Source organism: Streptomyces sp. a15 (assembly GCF_059026085.1).
The window spans coordinates 95,203-112,371 of sequence record NZ_JBWLKM010000004.1; the positions used below are offsets into that span (position 1 = coordinate 95,203).

At 72.8% G+C, this 17,169-nt stretch carries 15 protein-coding genes; 4 read left to right on the top strand and 11 right to left on the bottom strand.

All coding sequences use genetic code 11. The features are described 5' to 3' along the window. Positions 1–45: 45 nt before the first annotated feature. From AC5P09_RS06390 to AC5P09_RS06400, 3 genes are all read right to left on the bottom strand, one after another. Positions 46–1,362 (bottom strand): HRDC domain-containing protein, encoded by a 1,317-nt coding sequence (locus AC5P09_RS06390; protein ID WP_493872849.1) that lies wholly within the window; start codon positions 1,360–1,362, stop codon positions 46–48. Positions 1,363–1,532: 170 nt separating this feature from the next. Beyond that, on the bottom strand, positions 1,533–2,192 hold the full coding sequence (locus AC5P09_RS06395; protein ID WP_255975513.1) for a LuxR C-terminal-related transcriptional regulator: 660 nt from the start codon (positions 2,190–2,192) through the stop codon (positions 1,533–1,535). A 240-nt stretch (positions 2,193–2,432) separates the two neighbouring features. Next, positions 2,433–3,101, bottom strand: coding sequence for a DUF3000 domain-containing protein (locus tag AC5P09_RS06400; protein WP_493872850.1), 669 nt, complete (start codon positions 3,099–3,101; stop codon positions 2,433–2,435). 107 nt (positions 3,102–3,208) lie between these two features. Here AC5P09_RS06400 and hemE point away from each other — a divergent pair, with 107 nt between their 5' ends. Next, a complete protein-coding gene (hemE, locus tag AC5P09_RS06405; protein ID WP_493872851.1) occupies positions 3,209–4,279 on the top strand; it encodes a uroporphyrinogen decarboxylase in 1,071 nt (356 codons plus the stop codon). A gap of 7 nt (positions 4,280–4,286) precedes the next feature. On the opposite strand, the gene AC5P09_RS06410 is transcribed toward hemE, so the two are convergent. Further along, a complete protein-coding gene (locus tag AC5P09_RS06410) occupies positions 4,287–5,111 on the bottom strand; it encodes a rhomboid family intramembrane serine protease (protein ID WP_493872852.1) in 825 nt (274 codons plus the stop codon). A 124-nt stretch (positions 5,112–5,235) separates the two neighbouring features. On the opposite strand from AC5P09_RS06410, the gene AC5P09_RS06415 reads away from it, so the two are divergent. Further along, on the top strand, positions 5,236–5,559 hold the full coding sequence (locus AC5P09_RS06415) for a hypothetical protein (protein WP_493872853.1): 324 nt from the start codon (positions 5,236–5,238) through the stop codon (positions 5,557–5,559). A gap of 22 nt (positions 5,560–5,581) precedes the next feature. Here the strand turns inward: AC5P09_RS06415 and AC5P09_RS06420 are convergent, their stop codons facing one another. Beyond that, a complete protein-coding gene (locus tag AC5P09_RS06420) occupies positions 5,582–7,000 on the bottom strand; it encodes an FAD-dependent oxidoreductase (RefSeq protein WP_493872854.1) in 1,419 nt (472 codons plus the stop codon). Between the two features lie 37 nt (positions 7,001–7,037). After that, positions 7,038–7,991 carry a DUF4349 domain-containing protein gene (locus AC5P09_RS06425; protein WP_493872855.1) on the bottom strand — a complete coding sequence of 318 codons (954 nt, stop codon included), beginning with the start codon at positions 7,989–7,991 and terminating at the stop codon, positions 7,038–7,040. Positions 7,992–8,149: 158 nt separating this feature from the next. On the opposite strand from AC5P09_RS06425, the gene hemG reads away from it, so the two are divergent. Both hemG and hemQ read left to right on the top strand, forming a co-directional pair. Beyond that, complete coding sequence (hemG, locus tag AC5P09_RS06430; protein ID WP_493872856.1) at positions 8,150–9,769, top strand: protoporphyrinogen oxidase; 1,620 nt, start codon at positions 8,150–8,152, stop codon at positions 9,767–9,769. Between the two features lie 4 nt (positions 9,770–9,773). Further along, positions 9,774–10,505: a hydrogen peroxide-dependent heme synthase gene (gene hemQ / locus AC5P09_RS06435; protein ID WP_493872857.1), complete on the top strand. Its 732-nt coding sequence runs from the start codon at positions 9,774–9,776 to the stop codon at positions 10,503–10,505. An 18-nt stretch (positions 10,506–10,523) separates the two neighbouring features. Here the strand turns inward: hemQ and AC5P09_RS06440 are convergent, their stop codons facing one another. The 5 genes from AC5P09_RS06440 to AC5P09_RS06460 form a co-directional block, all read right to left on the bottom strand. After that, the gene (locus AC5P09_RS06440) at positions 10,524–12,146 is read right to left on the bottom strand and encodes an alpha/beta hydrolase (protein WP_493872858.1); all 1,623 of its coding nucleotides are present in this window, start codon (positions 12,144–12,146) and stop codon (positions 10,524–10,526) included. A 127-nt stretch (positions 12,147–12,273) separates the two neighbouring features. Beyond that, positions 12,274–13,056, bottom strand: a complete 783-nt coding sequence (locus AC5P09_RS06445; RefSeq protein ID WP_493872859.1) for a TIGR04222 domain-containing membrane protein — start codon at positions 13,054–13,056, stop codon at positions 12,274–12,276. Positions 13,057–13,152: 96 nt separating this feature from the next. Beyond that, positions 13,153–13,953, bottom strand: a complete 801-nt coding sequence (locus AC5P09_RS06450; protein WP_493872860.1) for a DUF4142 domain-containing protein — start codon at positions 13,951–13,953, stop codon at positions 13,153–13,155. A gap of 965 nt (positions 13,954–14,918) precedes the next feature. Continuing rightward, the gene (locus tag AC5P09_RS06455; protein WP_493872861.1) at positions 14,919–16,223 is read right to left on the bottom strand and encodes an MbnB/TglH/ChrH family RiPP precursor modification enzyme; all 1,305 of its coding nucleotides are present in this window, start codon (positions 16,221–16,223) and stop codon (positions 14,919–14,921) included. A 214-nt stretch (positions 16,224–16,437) separates the two neighbouring features. Next, complete coding sequence (locus tag AC5P09_RS06460) at positions 16,438–17,160, bottom strand: aminoacyl-tRNA hydrolase (RefSeq protein WP_493872862.1); 723 nt, start codon at positions 17,158–17,160, stop codon at positions 16,438–16,440. Positions 17,161–17,169 lie beyond the last annotated feature (9 nt).

Consider the following 17,169-nt stretch of genomic DNA (forward strand, 5'->3'; position numbering starts at 1 on the left):
ACAACGAACCGTTGGCCGCCGTACGTCAGAAGCCACCTACGGCGGCTAGGCGGACAGCGCAGCCACCAGCACCGGCGTAACCTGCTCAACCTGCCAAGGCCGCGCCCCGAACCCCGCAAGCGTGGCCCCCACGGACTCGGCGCTCACCTCCGCCGGCGGCTCCCAGCACACCCGCCGAACCGTATCCGGTGCGATCAGATTCTCCTGCGGCATGCTGAGCGCCTCGGCCAGCGCGGACACCGCCGCACGCGCCGCGGACAACCGAGCCGCGGCGGCCGGATCCTTGTCGGCCCAGGCCCGCGGCGGCGGAGGCCCGGTCACCGCCTGCCCCGGCTGCGGCAACTGGGCGTCCGTGAGCGCCTTCGCCCGGTCCACCGCCGCCTGCCACTGCTCCAGCTGCCGCCGCCCCATCCGGTGCCCGAACCCGTTCAACGCGGCGAGCGCCTGCGCGTCGACCGGAAGGGAGAGCGCGGCCTCCACGATGGCCGCGTCGGACAGCACCTTGCCCGGCGACACGTCCCGCCGCTGCGCGATGCGGTCCCGGGTCTGCCACAGCTCCCGTACGACGGCCAGCTGCCGCCGCCGGCGCACCTTGTGCATGCCGGACGTGCGTCGCCACGGATCCTTGCGGGGCTCCGGCGGCGGCGCCGAGGCGATCGCGTCGAACTCCTCGCGGGCCCACTCCAGCTTGCCCTGCCGGTCGAGATCCTTCTCCAGCGCGTCCCGCAGATCGACGAGGAGCTCCACGTCCAGGGCGGCGTAGCGCAGCCACGGCTCGGGCAGCGGGCGGGTGGACCAGTCGACGGCCGAGTGGCCCTTCTCCAGGACGAAGCCGAGGACGCCCTCGACCATGGCGCCGAGGCCCACCCGGGGGAACCCGGCGATCCGGCCGGCCAGCTCGGTGTCGAACAGCTGCGTGGGGACCATGCCTATTTCGCGCAGACACGGCAGGTCCTGGGTGGCCGCGTGCAGCACCCACTCGACGCCGGCCAGGGCCTCGCCGAGGCCGGAGAGGTCGGGGCAGGCCACCGGGTCGATCAGCGCGGTGCCCGCGCCCTCGCGGCGCAGCTGTACGAGGTAGGCGCGCTGGCCGTAGCGGTAGCCGGACGCCCGCTCGGCGTCCACGGCCACCGGGCCGGAGCCGGCGGCGAAGGCGGCGATCACCTCGGCGAGCGCGTCCGCGTCGGCGATGACCGGCGGGATCCCTTCGCGCGGCTCGAGCAAAGGGATCGGTTCGGGGCCCGTGTCGGGGCCGGTATCAGGGTTCGGCGCCTCCGTAGCAGAAGATCCGCCGTCGTCCGGAGGGGCGCCTCCGGTGGTTCGCAGTGTGCTGTCTGCTGCGGTGTCTTGGGCGTCGGTCACATGTCAAGGGTATCTGTGTATGGACAGCGCCCGCCGACGGAACGTTCCGTCGACGGGCGCCTGAGGGTCGTAAACCAGTCAGCTCGGTGAAAGATCCGGTTCACGACGGGGGAGGGGGTACGTGGCTGGGGATCAGCGGCCGATCCCCTTCACGTGTGTGCAGGGCGGGGTCAGTGGATGATGCCGGTCCGCAGGGCCACGGCGACCATGCCGGCGCGGTCTCCGGTGCCGAGCTTGCGGGCGATGCGGGCGAGGTGGCTCTTGACGGTCAGGGCCGACAGGCCCATCGAGACGCCGATCGCCTTGTTGGACTGGCCCTCCGCGACCAGTCGCAGTACCTCGACCTCACGGCCGGACAGTTCGCGGTAGCCACCCGGGTGACTCGGGGCACCCGGGGGGCGGCGGTGCATACGGGCGGCGGCTCCGATGGGGGCGGCACCCGGCCGGGTGGGGAGCCCGACGTTGGTGCGGGTGCCGGTGACGACGTAGCCCTTCACGCCGCCGGCCAGGGCGTTGCGTACGGCGCCGATGTCGTCGGCGGCGGAGAGGGCGAGGCCGTTGGGCCAGCCCGCGGCGCGGGTCTCCGACAGGAGGGTGAGGCCGGAGCCGTCGGGCAGATGGACGTCGGCGACACAGATGTCGCGGGGGTTGCCGATGCGGGGACGAGCCTCCGCGACGGACGAGGCCTCGATGACGTCGCGCACACCGAGCGCCCACAGGTGGCGGGTGACGGTGGAGCGGACGCGGGGGTCGGCCACGACCACCATGGCGGTCGGCTTGTTCGGGCGGTAGGCGACCAGGCTTGCGGGCTGCTCGAGGAGAACGGACACCAGGCCTCCTGGGGTGGGGGACGGGGCCGGCTTGTGGGGATGAAGCCGGGACGAACCGTGCTTTCAAGGTCACAGACGTCTTCGGCACCAAACCCGTCCGCCTTTAGAGAATGATCACGATCTGGTGAGTAACAATCCGTGCAATTCGGACACGCGATCGATCATTCGAAGACCGAACGGTTTCGGTCTGCGTCAATACACGGCCGAAAGTGGCCGTATCGACAAAGAGAGGTGGGTCGTTCAGCGCGACTGCGGGCCGCGGCGCTGCGGCAGCGTGACCACCGACGCGTCGCCCGGCCCGGCCGGCGGCAGGCCGGCGATCTGGGCGAGCAGGTCGCACCAGGAGGCCAGGTGGGCCGCGGTGTCCGGAACGCCGCCCAGGCCCTCGCGGGGCGTCCAGGAGGCGCGGATCTCGATCTGGGAGGCGGCCGGCCGTTCGGACAGGCCGCCGAAGTAGTGGGAGCTCGCGCGGGTGACCGTGCCGCTCGGCTCGCCGAACGCCAGGCCGCGCGCCGTGAGCGCACCGGTGAGCCACGACCAGCACACCTCGGGCAACAGCGGATCGGCCGCCATCTCCGGCTCCAGCTCCGCCCGCACCAGCGTCACCAGCCGGAAGGTGCCCCGCCAGGCGTCGTGCCCGGCCGGGTCGTGCAGCAGCACCAGCCGGCCGTCGGCCAGGTCCTGGTCGCCGTCGACGACCGCCGCCTCCAGCGCGTACGCGTAGGGCGCGAGCCGCTGCGGCGCGCGCGTCGGCTCGATCTCGACCTGCGGCCGCAGCCGCGCGGCCCTGAGCGCGTCGACAGCCGCCCGGAAGGGCAGCGGATCCGTGCCGCCCGTATGCAGGTCCTCCTCCTTCGCGTCGTCCATTCCGTCAGCGCCGTCCGACAGTCGTCCCTGAGCCGCAGCCATGCGGGGAAGATTAAAGGGAACGGGGGCTTCGTGCAGGGAGGACACCCTGTTGCCCGGTGTCGGGGTTGCCGTCCGGGCCGGGCCGGGCCCCGTGCGAGACTTGCCCCGTGAGTGCCAACGAGAGCCCCGCGACGCCGCAGCAGACAGCCACCACGTACGAGTCCGCCTTCATGAAGGCGTGCCGCCGTGAGCCCGTGCCGCACACGCCCGTGTGGTTCATGCGGCAGGCCGGCCGCTCGCTGCCCGAGTACCTCAAGGTGCGCGAGGGCATCCCCATGCTCGAGTCCTGCACGCGGCCCGAGCTGGTGGCCGAGATCACGCTCCAGCCGGTGCGTCGGCACAACGTGGACGCGGCGATCTACTACAGCGACATCGTCGTCCCGCTCAAGGCCATCGGCATCGACCTCGACATCAAGCCCGGCGTCGGCCCGGTCGTCGAGAAGCCGATCCGCACGCGCGCAGACCTGGCCCAGCTGCGCGACCTCACCCCCGAGGACGTCTCGTACGTCACCGAGGCCATCGGCCTGCTGACCGCCGAGCTCGGCGAGACGCCCCTCATCGGCTTCGCGGGCGCGCCTTTCACCCTCGCGAGCTACCTCGTCGAGGGCGGCCCGTCCCGCACGTACGAGAACGCCAAGGCGATGATGTACGGCGACCCGGAGCTGTGGGCCGACCTCCTCGACCGCCTCGCCGACATCACGGCCGCCTTCCTCAAGGTCCAGATCGAGGCGGGCGTCAGCGCCGTCCAGCTCTTCGACTCGTGGGCCGGCGCGCTCGCCCCGGTCGACTACCGCCGCTCGGTGCTGCCCGCCTCCGCCAAGGTCTTCCGGGCCGTCGAGGGCTACGGCGTGCCCCGCATCCACTTCGGTGTCGGCACCGGTGAGCTGCTGAAGCTCATCGGCGAGGCCGGCGCGGACGTCGTCGGCGTCGACTGGCGCGTCCCGCTCGACGAGGCCGCCCGTCGCGTCGGCCCCGGCAAGGCGCTCCAGGGCAACCTCGACCCGACCGTCCTGTTCGCCTCCACCGAGGCCGTCGAGGCCAAGACCCGCGAGGTCCTGGACGCGGCGGCCGGCCTTGAGGGCCATGTCTTCAACCTCGGGCACGGCGTCATGCCGTCCACCGACCCGGACGCGCTCACCCGCCTGGTCGAGTACGTCCACACGCAGACGGCTCGATAGAGCACGCTCACCACGTGTGCCGGGGTCGTGCCTTCCTGCCGAAGAGCAGGCCGCGCGGTTCCGGTGGCGGGGGCGTGCCCGGCTTGAGCGGCCAGGCGAGCAGCATGCCCGCGAGGAAGCCGACGGTGTGCGCCGCGTACGCCACCGTCCCGGCGTCGGACACGCCCTCGCCGGACGAGTACACCGCCTGCAGCACGAACCAGAAGCCCAGCACCAGCCACGCCGGCAGCCGCAGCGGCAGGAAGACCAGGAACGGGACCAGGACCCAGACCCTGGCCTTGGGGTACAGCACGAGGTAGGCGCCCAGGACCCCGGCGATCGCCCCCGACGCACCGATGAGGGGGTCGGCCGAGTCGGCGTTGAGGAGCGCGAAGCCGTACGACGCCGCGTAGCCGCAGACGACGTAGAAGAGCGCGAACCGCACGTGTCCCATGCGGTCCTCGATGTTGTTGCCGAAGATCAGCAGGAAGAGCATGTTGCCCAGCAGGTGCAGCCAGCCGCCGTGCAGGAACATCGCCGTCAGGACCGACAGTTCGGGGGACTTGTCGTAACCCGGCGGGCCCACCACGCAGCCCGGGCCCTGCGGGCCCACGGCGGCATCGCCCGTCGGTACCACGCGCGGCAGCTGATGGTGAATCAACTCCTGTGGCACGGCCGCGTAGTGGTCCAGGAACGCCTGGAGGTGGCACAGCTGGGCCAGGCTGCTGTCCCCGGCCACGGAACCGGCGAGGCCGGGCATGGACAGGAACACGAGGACGTTCGCGGCGATCAGCGCGTACGTCACCACGGGGGTGCGCCGCGCCGGGTTCACGTCATGGACGGGGATGACCACAAGGAAGTAGTGCCCCCGATGCGGTCGGTGAATCGGTGAACGCCGTCCGCCGCGCGTGCGTATGTCTCCTCAACCGCCCGCGGCACGGGGAAGGCGCTCGCGGGGACGACGTGAGGAACAGGCGATGAACGACCGAGTTACTCCTCCGATGCACGCCCTGCCGGACGGCGAGGCCGAGATCTCCTTGGTGCTGCGCCTGCCGTGGGAGGACGTGGCCAGGCTCGGCCAGGAGGCCGGACGGCTGGCTTCCCAGATGCAGCGACCCGTGACCCTGGACGAGGCGGTGAGCAACCGGCTGCGGTCCACGCGGCCGGCGGCCTCCCACGCGAAGCCCGCGGGCGAGCAGCCGACGCCCATGCCCACGAGCGCGTCCGTCTCGTCGCTGCCGCCGCGGCCCCCGGCCGATCAGGCGCGGCAGGCCATCGAGCGGATCAACGGATCGGCGTAGCGGCCCGGCGAGCAGCAGCCCTTCAAGAGGCCCGCACTTTCACCGCTGCCTTGCGGGCGGCCACCAGCACGGGGTCCCACACCGGTGAGAACGGCGGCGCGTAGCCCAGGTCCAGGGCCGTCATCTGTTCCACCGTCATGCCGGCCGTCAGCGCCACCGCGGCGATGTCGACGCGCTTGCCCGCGCCCTCCCGGCCCACGATCTGCACGCCGAGCAGCCGCCCCGTGCGGCGCTCGGCGAGCATCTTCACCGTCATGGGGGAGGCATCGGGGTAGTAGCTCGCCCGGCTGGTCGACTCGATGGTGACCGACTCGAACTGCAGGCCCACCCTGAGCGCGTCCTTCTCGCGCAGGCCGGTGCGGGCGATCTCCAGGTCGCAGACCTTGCTGACCGCCGTGCCGACGACGCCCGGGAACGTGGCGTAGCCGCCTCCGGCGTTGGTGCCGATGACCTGGCCGTGCTTGTTGGCGTGGGTGCCGAGCGCGATGTGCCGCTCCTGGCCGGACACCAGGTCCAGGACCTCGACGCAGTCGCCGCCGGCCCACACGTTCTGCTGCCCGCGCACCCGCATCGCGAGGTCGGTCAGCAGCCCGCCGTGGTTGCCGAGAGGCAGCCCCGCGGCCTTCGCGAGCCCCGTCTCGGGCCGTACGCCGATACCGAGCACCACCACGTCCGCCGGGTACTCGGCGTCGTCCGTGACCACCGCCCGCACCCGGCCGTCGTCACCCGTGAGCAGCTTGGTCACCTCGGCGTCGTTGACCATGGTGATGCCCAGGCCCTCCATGGCCTCGTGCACCAGGCGGCCCATGTCCGGGTCGAGCGTGGACATGGGCTCCTTGCCGCGGTTGACGACCGTCACCTCATACCCGCGGTTGATGAGCGCCTCGGCCATCTCGACGCCGATGTAGCCGGCGCCGACGACGACCGCGCGTCGGCCACGCGTGCGTGCCAGCGTGTCCAGCAGCGCCTGCCCGTCGTCGAGGGTCTGCACGCCGTGCACCCCGGGGGCGTCGGCCCCCGGCATGTCCGGGCGGACCGGGCGGGCGCCGGTCGCGATCACGAGCTTGTCGTACGACGTCCAGGACTCGGCCCCGGAATCGACGTCACGCGCGCGTACCCGCCCCCGCCCGACGTCGATCTCCGTGACCTCGGTGCGCATCCGCAGGTCGATGTCGCGGGCCCGGTGCTCCTCGGGCGTCCGCGCGATCAGCTGGTCCCGCTCGGTGACGTCGCCGCCCACCCAGTACGGGATACCGCACGCCGAGTAGGACGCGAAGTGGCCGCGCTCGAACGCCACGATCTCCAACTCGTCGGGGCCCTTCATACGACGGGCCTGCGACGCCGCGGACATGCCCGCGGCGTCGCCGCCGATCACCACCAGACGCTCGGCCCCAGGGCCCGTCCTACGGCCCGTCCCACGGCTCGCTCCGCTCATGCTCATGCGAACACGCTACGGGGGCAGGGCATTTCAGTCCCGCTCAGCTCTCCTCGGACCGGCCCGGTTCGATCGTCGCGGATGCGGTCGCGGTGGCCGGCCGGCGCGGCAGGCGAGGCCGTACGAGACGCAGCCACACGAGAAGGATCAGCACGATGACCGCCGCGAACGGAAGCACCGCGGCGATCGCCACCACGATCCAGCGCAGCATCGTCACGAGCGCGTCCCAGCCGCCCGTCAGCGCGTCGAGGACCCCGGGATCCTCGTCCTCCTTCGGGGCCACCTTCACCGGCGTCTCCGACAGGTTCAGGGTGATGGTCGCCAGGCCGGCGCGGTCCTTCAAAGACGCCTGCCGGGCCAGCAGCGACTCCAGGTCGGCCTGGCGGGTGCTCAGCTCGCCCTCCAGTGTCACCACGTCGCTCAGCTTGGTCGCCTGGTCCATCAGCTCGCGGATCCGCGCCACGCTCGCGCGCTGCGAGGTGATGCGGCTCCCCACGTCGACGACCTGATCGGTGACGTCCTGCGCCTTCGCCGTGCGCTCCAGGAGCTTGCCCGAGCCCTCCAGGTCGGCGAGGACCTCCTCGTACTCGTCGACCGGCACGCGCAGCACCACATGCGTCTGCTCGTGGCCCTCCTCGTCCCGGGACGTGGTCTCGTTGCCGACGTAGCCGCCCGCGTTCTCGATGGTGGTGCGGGCCTCGGCGAGGGACTTCGACACGTCCTTGACCTGCACGGTCAGGGAGGCGGTACGGATGATGTGGTTCGTGGAGATCTTGGGCGGGGCGGTCGCCTTGGCGCCGCTGCCGCTGTCGCTGTCCGCGGCGCCGCCGGGAGCGGCCTCCTTCGCCTCGCTCTGCGCGGCGGCCTCGTCTTTGGCCGTGCCGGCACCGGAATCACTGCTGTCGGCACCACCGCTGCAGCCGGTCAGCGCGAGGGCCGCGGCCAGCAGGACCCCGGCCAGGGTCTGGACGGGTCGTACGGAACGTCGTGTGCGCATGTGGGCGTACCCCCGAAGGTTGTGACGAGTGACGCTCCTTCGACGCCGGACCCCGCCCGGACGTTGGCGGGAAACGGTCCCGATGCGGTCACGGTCGGGACTCGTGAAGGACACCGGGGCGCCGCGGCGGTGTCAGTGGGGTCTGAGAAAGTGGGCACATGAGCGCAACGGGTACGGGCAGCGGGCATGTCGTCGTCATCGGAGCCGGAATCGCGGGGCTGGCCGCCGCCCACCGGCTGCTGCAACGCGGCGCGCGCGTGACCGTGCTGGAGGCGTCCGACCGGGTCGGCGGCAAGCTGCTGCCCGGCGAGATCGCGGGCGCCCGCGTCGACCTCGGCGCCGAGTCGATGCTCGCCCGCCGCCCCGAGGCGGTCGCCCTCGCCCGCGAGATCGGCCTCGCCGACCGCCTCCAGCCGCCCGCCACCGCCACCGCCTCCCTGTGGACCCGCGGCGCCCTGCGCCCCATGCCCAAGGGACACGTCATGGGCGTCCCCGGCACCGCCGCCGCCCTCGCCGGTGTGCTGTCCGACGAGGGCCTCGCGCGCATCGAACGCGACGCCGACCTGCCCCGCACGGAGGTCGGCGAGGACGTGGCGGTCGGGGAGTACGTGGCGGCGCGGCTGGGCCGCGAGGTCGTGGACCGCCTCGTGGAACCGCTGCTCGGCGGGGTCTACGCGGGCGACGCGTACCGCATCTCGATGCGCTCGGCCGTCCCGCAGCTCTTCCAGGCCGCGCTCACGCACGACTCGTTGACGGAGGCCGTCCGCGAGATCCAGTCCAAGGCCGCCGCCAACCAGCAGACCGGGCCGGTGTTCATGGGCATCGAGGGCGGGGTGGGGACCCTGCCGCCGGCTGTCGCGGAGTCGGTGCGGGAGCGCGGGGGCGAGATCTTGACCGGGATGCCGGTGAAGGAGCTGCGCAGGGTGGGGCCGCCGGGAGCGGAGGGCGCGGGCGAGCCGCGTGCCTTCGGCCGCGGCGGCTCGGCGGTCGGCGGGGTCGATGCCGGGCGCGCGGGAGACGAGTCGGTGGACCACGGGGCCGGACCGCGCCCCTCCTACGGCCCGCTCTCCCAGCTCCCCGCGGCGGCGCAGCCGCGCGCGACCTGGCGGGTCCTCGCCGGTGACCGTGCGCTGTACGCGGACGCCGTCGTCATCGCCGTGCCCGCCCCGGCCGCCGGCACGCTCCTGCGCACCGAGGCCCCGGCGGCCGCCGCCGAGCTCACCGCCGTCGAGTACGCCTCCATGGCCCTGGTCACCCTCGCCTACCGCCGCGCCGACATCACCCTCCCCGAGGGCAGCGGCTTTCTCGTGCCGCCCGTCGACGGACGCACCATCAAGGCGTCGACGTTCGCATCCCAGAAGTGGGGCTGGATCGCGGACGAGAACCCGGACCTGATCGTTCTGCGTACCTCCGTCGGGCGGTACGGCGAGACGGAGATCCTCCAGCGCGAGGACGCCGACCTGGTGGCCGTCTCCCGGCACGACCTGCGCGAGGCCACCGGCCTGGACGCCACCCCTGTCGAGACCCGCGTCACCCGATGGAACGACGGACTGCCGCAGTACCCCGTCGGCCACCACGCGCGCGTGGCCCGCATCCGCGAGCACGTCGGCAAGCTGCCGGGCCTCGCGGTCTGCGGCGCGGTGTACGACGGCGTGGGCATCCCGGCGTGCATCGCGAGCGCGTACGCGGCCGTCGACCAGATCCAGGGTGACCTGCGCGGTATGGAGCAGCTCACCGCCAACCCGGTGCAGAGTCTGCACGGAGGAGCGGGAGAATGAGGCCATGAGTGACGACGCCCCCACCACCGAGTCCGCCAGGATCCCGAACAAGGGCAAGCTGGCCAAGGACCTCAACGAGGTCATCCGCTACACCCTCTGGTCTGTCTTCAAGCTGAAGGACGTGCTCCCCGAGGACCGCGCGGGCTACGCCGACGAGGTTCAGGAGCTGTTCGACCAGCTCGCCGCGAAGGACGTGACGGTCCGCGGCACCTACGACGTCTCGGGCCTGCGCGCCGACGCCGACCTCATGATCTGGTGGCACGCGGAGACCGCCGACCAGCTCCAGGAGGCGTACAACCTCTTCCGCCGCACCAAGCTGGGCCGCGCGCTGGAGCCGGTGTGGTCGAACATGGCGCTGCACCGCCCGGCCGAGTTCAACCGCTCGCACATCCCGGCGTTCCTCGCCGACGAGACGCCGCGCAACTACATCAGCGTCTACCCGTTCGTGCGCTCCTACGACTGGTACCTGCTGCCCGACGAGGACCGCCGCCGCATGCTCGCCGACCACGGCAAGATGGCCCGCGGCTTCCCGGACGTGCGCGCCAACACGGTCGCCTCATTCTCCCTCGGCGACTACGAGTGGCTCCTCGCCTTCGAGGCCGACGAGCTGTACCGCATCGTCGACCTCATGCGCCACCTGCGCGCCTCCGAGGCCCGGATGCACGTCCGCGAAGAGGTCCCCTTCTACACGGGGCGCCGCAAGGACATCGGCGAGCTGGTCGCGGGCCTCGCCTGATCGGCCGAGGCCGGGCGCTCAGCGTGCGGCGGCCCTGGCGGCCGGCGTCTTCCGGGAGTCGGCCGCCGGCCGGGGCCTCGGCTCCGGGCGTGGTGCGCAGGCCGCGCGCCGCACCGGGAGCCGGCCCTCCAGCAGATACGCGTCCACGTGGCCGTTGACGCAGGGGTTCGGCCCGCCGGCGATGCCGTGCGTGCCGGAGTCCCGCTCGGTCACCAGCACGGAGCCCGACAGCCGCCGGTGCAACTCCAGGGCGCCGTCGTACGGAGTCGCCGCGTCCCGCTCGCCGGCGAGGATCATCGTGGGCGGCAGCTCACCCGGACCGGTCCGCACGTCCAGGGGCTGCTGCCGGGGCGCCGGCCAGTACGCGCACGGCAGGTTCATCCACACGTTGTCCCAGGTCTCGAACGGCGCCACGCGCGCGAGCCGGGTGTTGTCCCGGTCCCACACCCGCCAATCGGTCGGCCAGGGCGCGTCGTTGCACTCGACGGCCGTGTAGACCGCGTGCGCGTTCTCCGCCTCGGCCGCCGCCTCCGGATGCGGCCCGGCCTGCTGGATCAGCGGCTTCGGGTCGCCCTTCAGATACGCCGACAGCGCCTGCGCGCGGTGCGGCCAGTAGTCGTCGTAGTACCCGGCCGTAAGGAACGCCCCCTGCAACTGCCCGGGCCCGACCTTCCCGCCCGCCGGCTCCACGGCCAGCCGCGCCGCCGCCTTCTCATAGCTGCGCAGCACCTTCTGGGCCGTGTCGCCCAGCCCGTACACGTCGTCGTGCTGGGCGATCCACTCCCTGAGGTCCGCCCAGCGGCCCTCGAACGCCGCCGACTGGCCGAGGTTGTTGCGGTACCAGATCTGGTCGGGGTCCGGGTTCACCGCCGAGTCGAACACCATCCGCCGTACGTGCGAGGGGAACAGCGTCGCGTACAGCGCCCCGAAGTAGGTGCCGTACGACGCGCCCATGAACGTCAGTCTCTCCTCGCCCAGCGCGGCGCGCAGCACGTCCAGGTCGCGGGCGTTGTTGAGGGAGGTGTAGTGCCGCAGCGCGCTGCCGGCCCGCTGCGCACAACCGCGCGCGTACGCCTTCGCCCGCGCGATGCGCTCCCTCTTGTACGACTCCGAGGGATGGGTTGGTGCCGGCGAGGGCGCCTTGTAGAACCGCTTGGGATCCTCGCAGGACAGGGGTGCGGAACGGCCCACCCCGCGCGGCGCGTAGCCGACGAGGTCGTACGCCGCCGCCGGCCGCTTCCACTCGGGGAGTACGCCGATCAGCGGGAAGTACAGACCGGAGGCGCCCGGCCCGCCCGGGTTGTAGACCAGGGCGCCCTGCCGGGGCACCCGGCGCTTGCTGTTGTGCGGGTCCTTGTGGGTGGCCTGGGTCCGGCTGACGGTCAGTTCGATCCGCTTGCCGTCGGGACGGGCGTAGTCGAGCGGGACCGACACCGTGCCGCACTGCACGCTGCCGGGCAGATCCTCCCCCTTGGGGCAGGCGCCGAAGTCGATGCCCGCGGCCCGGGCACGCGCCGCGGCCACCGCGGTACCGCGCACCTCGGCCGCGCCCGGCACGGCCGGGGCGCTGTCGGCCGGGGCGGCGGCGAGCGTGGTCAGGAGCAAGGACCCGGCAGCCGAGTAGAGGGCGGGGGCTCTCATCGCGTATCCCTTCGGTGCACGGCAGCAACAAAAGGGATATTTCGTTCGGTTGTGGGCGAAGGCAAGCACCGCCCGTCCGGTGTCGGCCCCAATGCCTCCGTGCGCCCCCTGCGGGGCCCGCTGACCGCTATCGCGCTGCGCGCCGGTGCGGCTGCTCGCCGCCGTGGGCGAAGGCCGCGCGCAGGTCCGGTTCGCCGATCGCGCGGATGCCGTGGACGGCGACGGAGGTGAGATCCGTACGGTCGCCCCCGCCGGGTCGCCTGGTGAGGGCGCCGAGGAGGCGCTGGCCGGCCGGGGAGGCCCAGCGCGAGTACGGGTGGACCTCGATCCGTGCGATCGCGAGGCAGCTCAGGGTGAGCGCGAGCGGGAGCCCGAACCAGAGGGCGACCAGGTGCCGCGGCATGTCCGACTGGGCCGGCGTCAGCAGCGCGGCGGCGCCCAGCGCGGCGACGGCCACCACGGCGAGCTGCACCTGACGGACACCCGCCGCGACCCCGGCCCGGGCCCCGTCGGGCACGGCGAGCCCCGCGCTGACCAGCCGGTCGGCGATGCCGCGCACCGCGTCCGTGGCGGCGGCGGTGGCCCGTACCGGCGCGATCAGAGACTGCCCCTCCGGCCCGATAGCCCCTATCACCGACCGCTCCAGGTCGTCCCGGCCGCGCGGGTCGACCACGGTCGCCCAGCCGGTGTGGGCGAGCAGCAGCCGCCGTTGGCGCGCCATGGAGACGAGGGCCAGGTCGGCGACCCGTCCGGGCCCGCCGGACAGGAACGCGGCCTCGTACAGCGTCAGATCGTGTACCCGGCCCGCGTCCGCGTCGACGGCCGCCGCGCGTACGGCGGCCAGGCACAGCCGCGTACACGCCGTGCCGGCGGCGGCCCAGGCCAGCAGCAGGAGAAGGACCCAGTACATGTGGATTTTCTATGCGACGGGGTCAGGCGGCGCCATGCCTTGTTCACGATCCGGACCAGGAGTTGCCGGTATGTGACGTTCCGGTCGGTATCGCGGTCACTGATCCGGTGGGGAGGGCGGACTGGTGGCGGGCGGGGGGAGCGGATAGCTCGGGGATGCCGCCGGGGTCACCGGGGTCGCTGGGGTCACGGGGATCGCCGGGTTCGGGTCGGCGGCCGGGGCGGGCGGGGCCGGGGAGTTGGTGAGCGGGGGAGTGGAGCCGGCGGCCATGTCCTGGGCGAGGGCGTCGAAGTCGACGTAACCCGTGGCCTCCAGGACCTTGATGTGGTCCAGCACGGTCGTGTTCGCGTCGTCGGCGAGGGCCCGGACCAGGGAGTTGCGGGTACTGGCGCGCACCTGTGCGACGACCGAGAACACCTTGCCGTGCGCCAGCCGCAGGATGTTGGCGAAGTCCCGGTCGTAGGTCACGCCCTGGGCCGCGGTCAGCGTCTGGAGCCACTGCTTCTGCTGCTCGTTGGGCTCGTTGGGCAGTGCGAGACCGAGCTTGGACGCGACGTCACGCACGCGTTCGTCCAGGAACATGTGCCCCTCGATGAGGTGCTGTCCCGCCGTCTTCACGGCCTGGGTGGTGCCCTTCTGCTGCGCCTGCTGTCCCGCGGGCAGCTCCCACAGGCCGGCCAGCCGGACCTTCGTGACGAACTCGCGGTCGAGCCCGGACAGCGGGCCGTACTTCGTCGACACGGTCTGGGCGTTCAGCACGTCCACGCCGGTCCCGGAACGGTCGGCGTTCGACCAGATCGGGAAGATCAGCGCGACGAGGGTCGCGGTCAGGCAGGTGATGATGAGACCGGTGCCGGTGAATATGCCTCTGCCGTTGACGGGGGGTCGGGGTCGCATGGTGCCTCCTGCTTGCGGCACCGCACGCTAGTGCGTTTCGGGTGCGGGATTGGCATGTTACTGCGGGGTCTACGCCAACTGCCGTACGGGGGCGAATGGTCGTATCGGGGGCGTTGCGGGGCCAATGAGGGAGGGGGGGTGGGGTGCGTTTCGGGACAAAGGCGGGTGAGGTGCGGGCGGGGTGTGCGCTGTCGTTGAGCGGTGTTAACCCCGGCACAGTCGGGGGTGGGGCGTGCGCTTAGTCGGGGTGCGGGGTGCGGGGTGCGGCGTAGGGCGGTTGGGCGGTTGGCCGGTGCGGTGGCTGGGGCGGTGGGGTGCGCAGCCCGGCGTGGCGGGGTGCCGCCCGCGCCCACCCGTGCCGCCCTGGGCGGCACGATTGCCCGCGGGCTGACGGCCTCGCCGCCCGCGTGCTGGGGGCTCGGAGTCCGCGTACTGGGGGGGCTCGGGGTCCGCGGATCGGCGGGCTGGGATGGTCCTGGAGTGGCGGGTTGGGCTGCCTGTCGGTTGGCCGCGGATTGAGGACGTCGGCGTCTGCGGACCGGCGGCCTCGGCACACGCGTCCTGGCCGGCTTGGTTGCCCGCGGACTCGCGGCCTCGGCGTCTGCGGATTGACGGCCCCGGCGTCTGCGGACTGGGGGGGGCTCGGGGTGCGCGGATCGGCGGGCTGGAATGGTCCTGGAGTGGCGGGTTGGCCGCCTCGGTTGCCCGCAGACTGGGGGCTCGGCGTCCGCGTGCTGGCGGTCCCGGCATCCGCGGATTGGCGGGTTCGGGTGCCTGTTGGTTGGCCGCCTCGGTTGTCCGCGGGTCCGCGGGTCCGCGGGTCCGCGGGTAGGCGGGCAGGGCTGGGCCTGGATTTGGGTTGGGCGGTCGTGGATTGGCGGTCTCCGCTGACCGCGGGTTGGTTGCCCGGGGCGACCGCTGCGGGCGGCAGGGACCTGCGCTCAGCAGGCGGCAGGGGCCTGCGCTCAGCGTCGCAGGAGTGCTCGGCGCGTTGCTTGGGCCAGTCTTACCGTCGGTCGTTGGGAGCGCGGGGTTGAGCCCGAGCGGTCGAGCCACCACTCGCGCAGTGCCCGTCGGGTCGCCGGGTTCTCCAGGTGGCCGGCGAGGAGTACGTGTTCGGCGAAGTCCAGGGCGTCGCGGCGGTAGCCGGCGGTCATCGGATGGCGGGGGGCGTAGGCGAGGAAGGTGGGGCGGTAGGCGGTGCCGAGGATCTCCGGGAGTTCCGGGGCGACCTTGGCCACGACGTCCGCACGCTTTCCGGCGAGGGCCCGTCCCTGCACACCCAGCCGTACCCGGTCGAAGCCTTCCGGTACGGGTGTCCCCGCGACCAGCGCGGACAGCAGGGCCGTCTGGGCGAGGGCGAGGCGCTGGCGGGTGAGGTCGTCGGCGGTCGTAGCCGGTGACGAGGGGGCGGGCGTCGGCGTGCCGGCGGGCGCGGGCTTCGCGCCGCCCTTGGCCAGCGCCTCCCGTATCGACCTCAACTCGCCCTCCAGCTCGGCCGGTTCGGGGAAGTTCTCGTCTCGCTCCAGCAGGACGCCCGGCGGGGACACCCGGGACGCGAGGTCGGTCAGGATGTCGAGGACCGGGCGGGGGACCGGGTGGGCGTGGCTGTCGTGCCAGACGCCGTCGCGTTCGAAACCGCCCGCGACATGGACGTACGCGATGGCCTCCAGGGGCAGTTCGGCGAGCGCCTCGGCCGGGTCCTCGCCGCGGTTGACGTGGTTGGTGTGCAGGTTCGCCACGTCGATCAGCAGGCGTACGCCGGTGCGGTCGGCCAGCTCGTACAGGAACTGTCCCTCGGACATCTCCTCGCCGGGCCACGCGATGAGCGCGGCGATGTTCTCGACGGCGAGCGGCACCGGCAGCGCGTCCTGCGCGATGCGGATGTTCTCGCACAGCACGTCGAGGGCGTCCCGGGTGCGCGGGACGGGCAGCAGGTGGCCCGCTTCCAGGCGCGGGGACGCCGTCAGCGGCCCGCCCGCCCGGACGAACGCGATGTGCTCGGTGACCAGCGGCGAGCCCAGCGCCTCCGCGCGCTCGGCGAGGGCGGTCAGCCGGGCCTCGTCGGGGCGGTCCGCGCCGCCGAGGCCGAGCGAGACGCCGTGCGGGACCACCGTGACCCCGCGTTCGCGCAGCCGCAGCAGCGAGTCGGGGAGGTGCCCGGGGCACACGTTCTCGGCCACGACCTCGACCCAGTCGATGCCGGGCATGCGCTCCACGGCGTCCGCGATCTCGGGCCGCCAACCGATGCCCGTTCCCAGTCGCTTCATGGTCCCCTCCTCGGCTTCCTCCGGATCCGCGGTGCCGCCTCCTTGGGCGTGACGGGGGTATGGCCCCGCCGGACGGCCCCGAACCCCTCGGCACGCTCCTTCAGAGCAACATTTGAGGTTCGGGCCGGGCCTCGGGCAGTGCCTGGAGGTACGCAGGAGCCGCCCGCGCCGTTCAATCGGCGGCGAAAAGGAGCGGCCGATACACCCCTGACGGTCAGCGCAGTGCCGGGTGGTCCGCGACCACCGTGCACGATCCGGGCGCGATCTCGGTGAACCCGGCATCCCGTACCAACGGCAGCCCGATCGTGGTGAGTTCATCCCAACGGCCGGGGTCCGCGGTCCGCACGGCCAGCGGGAAACCGGCGTCACGCCACCCGGCCCGCTCCTCCTGCGACAGCTCCCACCAGGCGAGCTGGGCACCGTGCCCGGCCTGCGCCATCGCCTTGCCGGCCGACATGTCCAGCTCCGGGTTCAGCCACAGCACGGGCACCAGGCCGTCCGCCGCCACGGGCGGCTCCGGGTCGTCGAGGTCCGTGCCGGACACCTGGAGCCGGGCCAGATCCTTCGGCCATCCGTCCAACGGCACCGGCGGGAAGACCCTGACCTCCGCAGACTTTCCGGTGACGGTCACGCCGGGCAACGCCTCGGCCCGCCGCCACTCCGCACCGCGGGCCCGCCGCACGACCTTGCGGATCCGGGCGTCCTGCCATGCGCGCACGGCCTCGGCCCATGCGCCGTCCCCGAGGGACCGCTCGTCGCTCAGCATCACGAGTACGGCACGGGCGGCGGCCTCCAGAGCGTCCGTACGGGCCGGGGGAGCGCCCCGCTCGATACGCACGACGAGCGGCAGCACGAACTGCGGTGCGATGTCGCGATCACCGGGCTCGGACCGGAAGGGACTTTCGTTCACGGGCGTCGACTCATTGCTCACCCGCACAGTCTGCCA

What these genes read in the sequence shown, in the direction of transcription:
- AC5P09_RS06400 (WP_493872850.1), bottom strand. Translation starts at nt 3,101, where the DNA reads ATGGCTGCGGCTCAGGGACGACTGTCGGACGGCGCTGACGGAATGGAC.
- AC5P09_RS06415 (WP_493872853.1), top strand. Translation starts at nt 5,236, where the DNA reads ATGAACGACCGAGTTACTCCTCCGATGCACGCCCTGCCGGACGGCGAG.
- AC5P09_RS06420 (WP_493872854.1), bottom strand. Translation starts at nt 7,000, where the DNA reads ATGAGCATGAGCGGAGCGAGCCGTGGGACGGGCCGTAGGACGGGCCCT.
- AC5P09_RS06425 (WP_493872855.1), bottom strand. Translation starts at nt 7,991, where the DNA reads ATGCGCACACGACGTTCCGTACGACCCGTCCAGACCCTGGCCGGGGTC.
- hemG (WP_493872856.1), top strand. Translation starts at nt 8,150, where the DNA reads ATGAGCGCAACGGGTACGGGCAGCGGGCATGTCGTCGTCATCGGAGCC.
- hemQ (WP_493872857.1), top strand. Translation starts at nt 9,774, where the DNA reads ATGAGTGACGACGCCCCCACCACCGAGTCCGCCAGGATCCCGAACAAG.
- AC5P09_RS06440 (WP_493872858.1), bottom strand. Translation starts at nt 12,146, where the DNA reads ATGAGAGCCCCCGCCCTCTACTCGGCTGCCGGGTCCTTGCTCCTGACC.
- AC5P09_RS06445 (WP_493872859.1), bottom strand. Translation starts at nt 13,056, where the DNA reads ATGTACTGGGTCCTTCTCCTGCTGCTGGCCTGGGCCGCCGCCGGCACG.
- AC5P09_RS06450 (WP_493872860.1), bottom strand. Translation starts at nt 13,953, where the DNA reads ATGCGACCCCGACCCCCCGTCAACGGCAGAGGCATATTCACCGGCACC.
- AC5P09_RS06455 (WP_493872861.1), bottom strand. Translation starts at nt 16,223, where the DNA reads ATGAAGCGACTGGGAACGGGCATCGGTTGGCGGCCCGAGATCGCGGAC.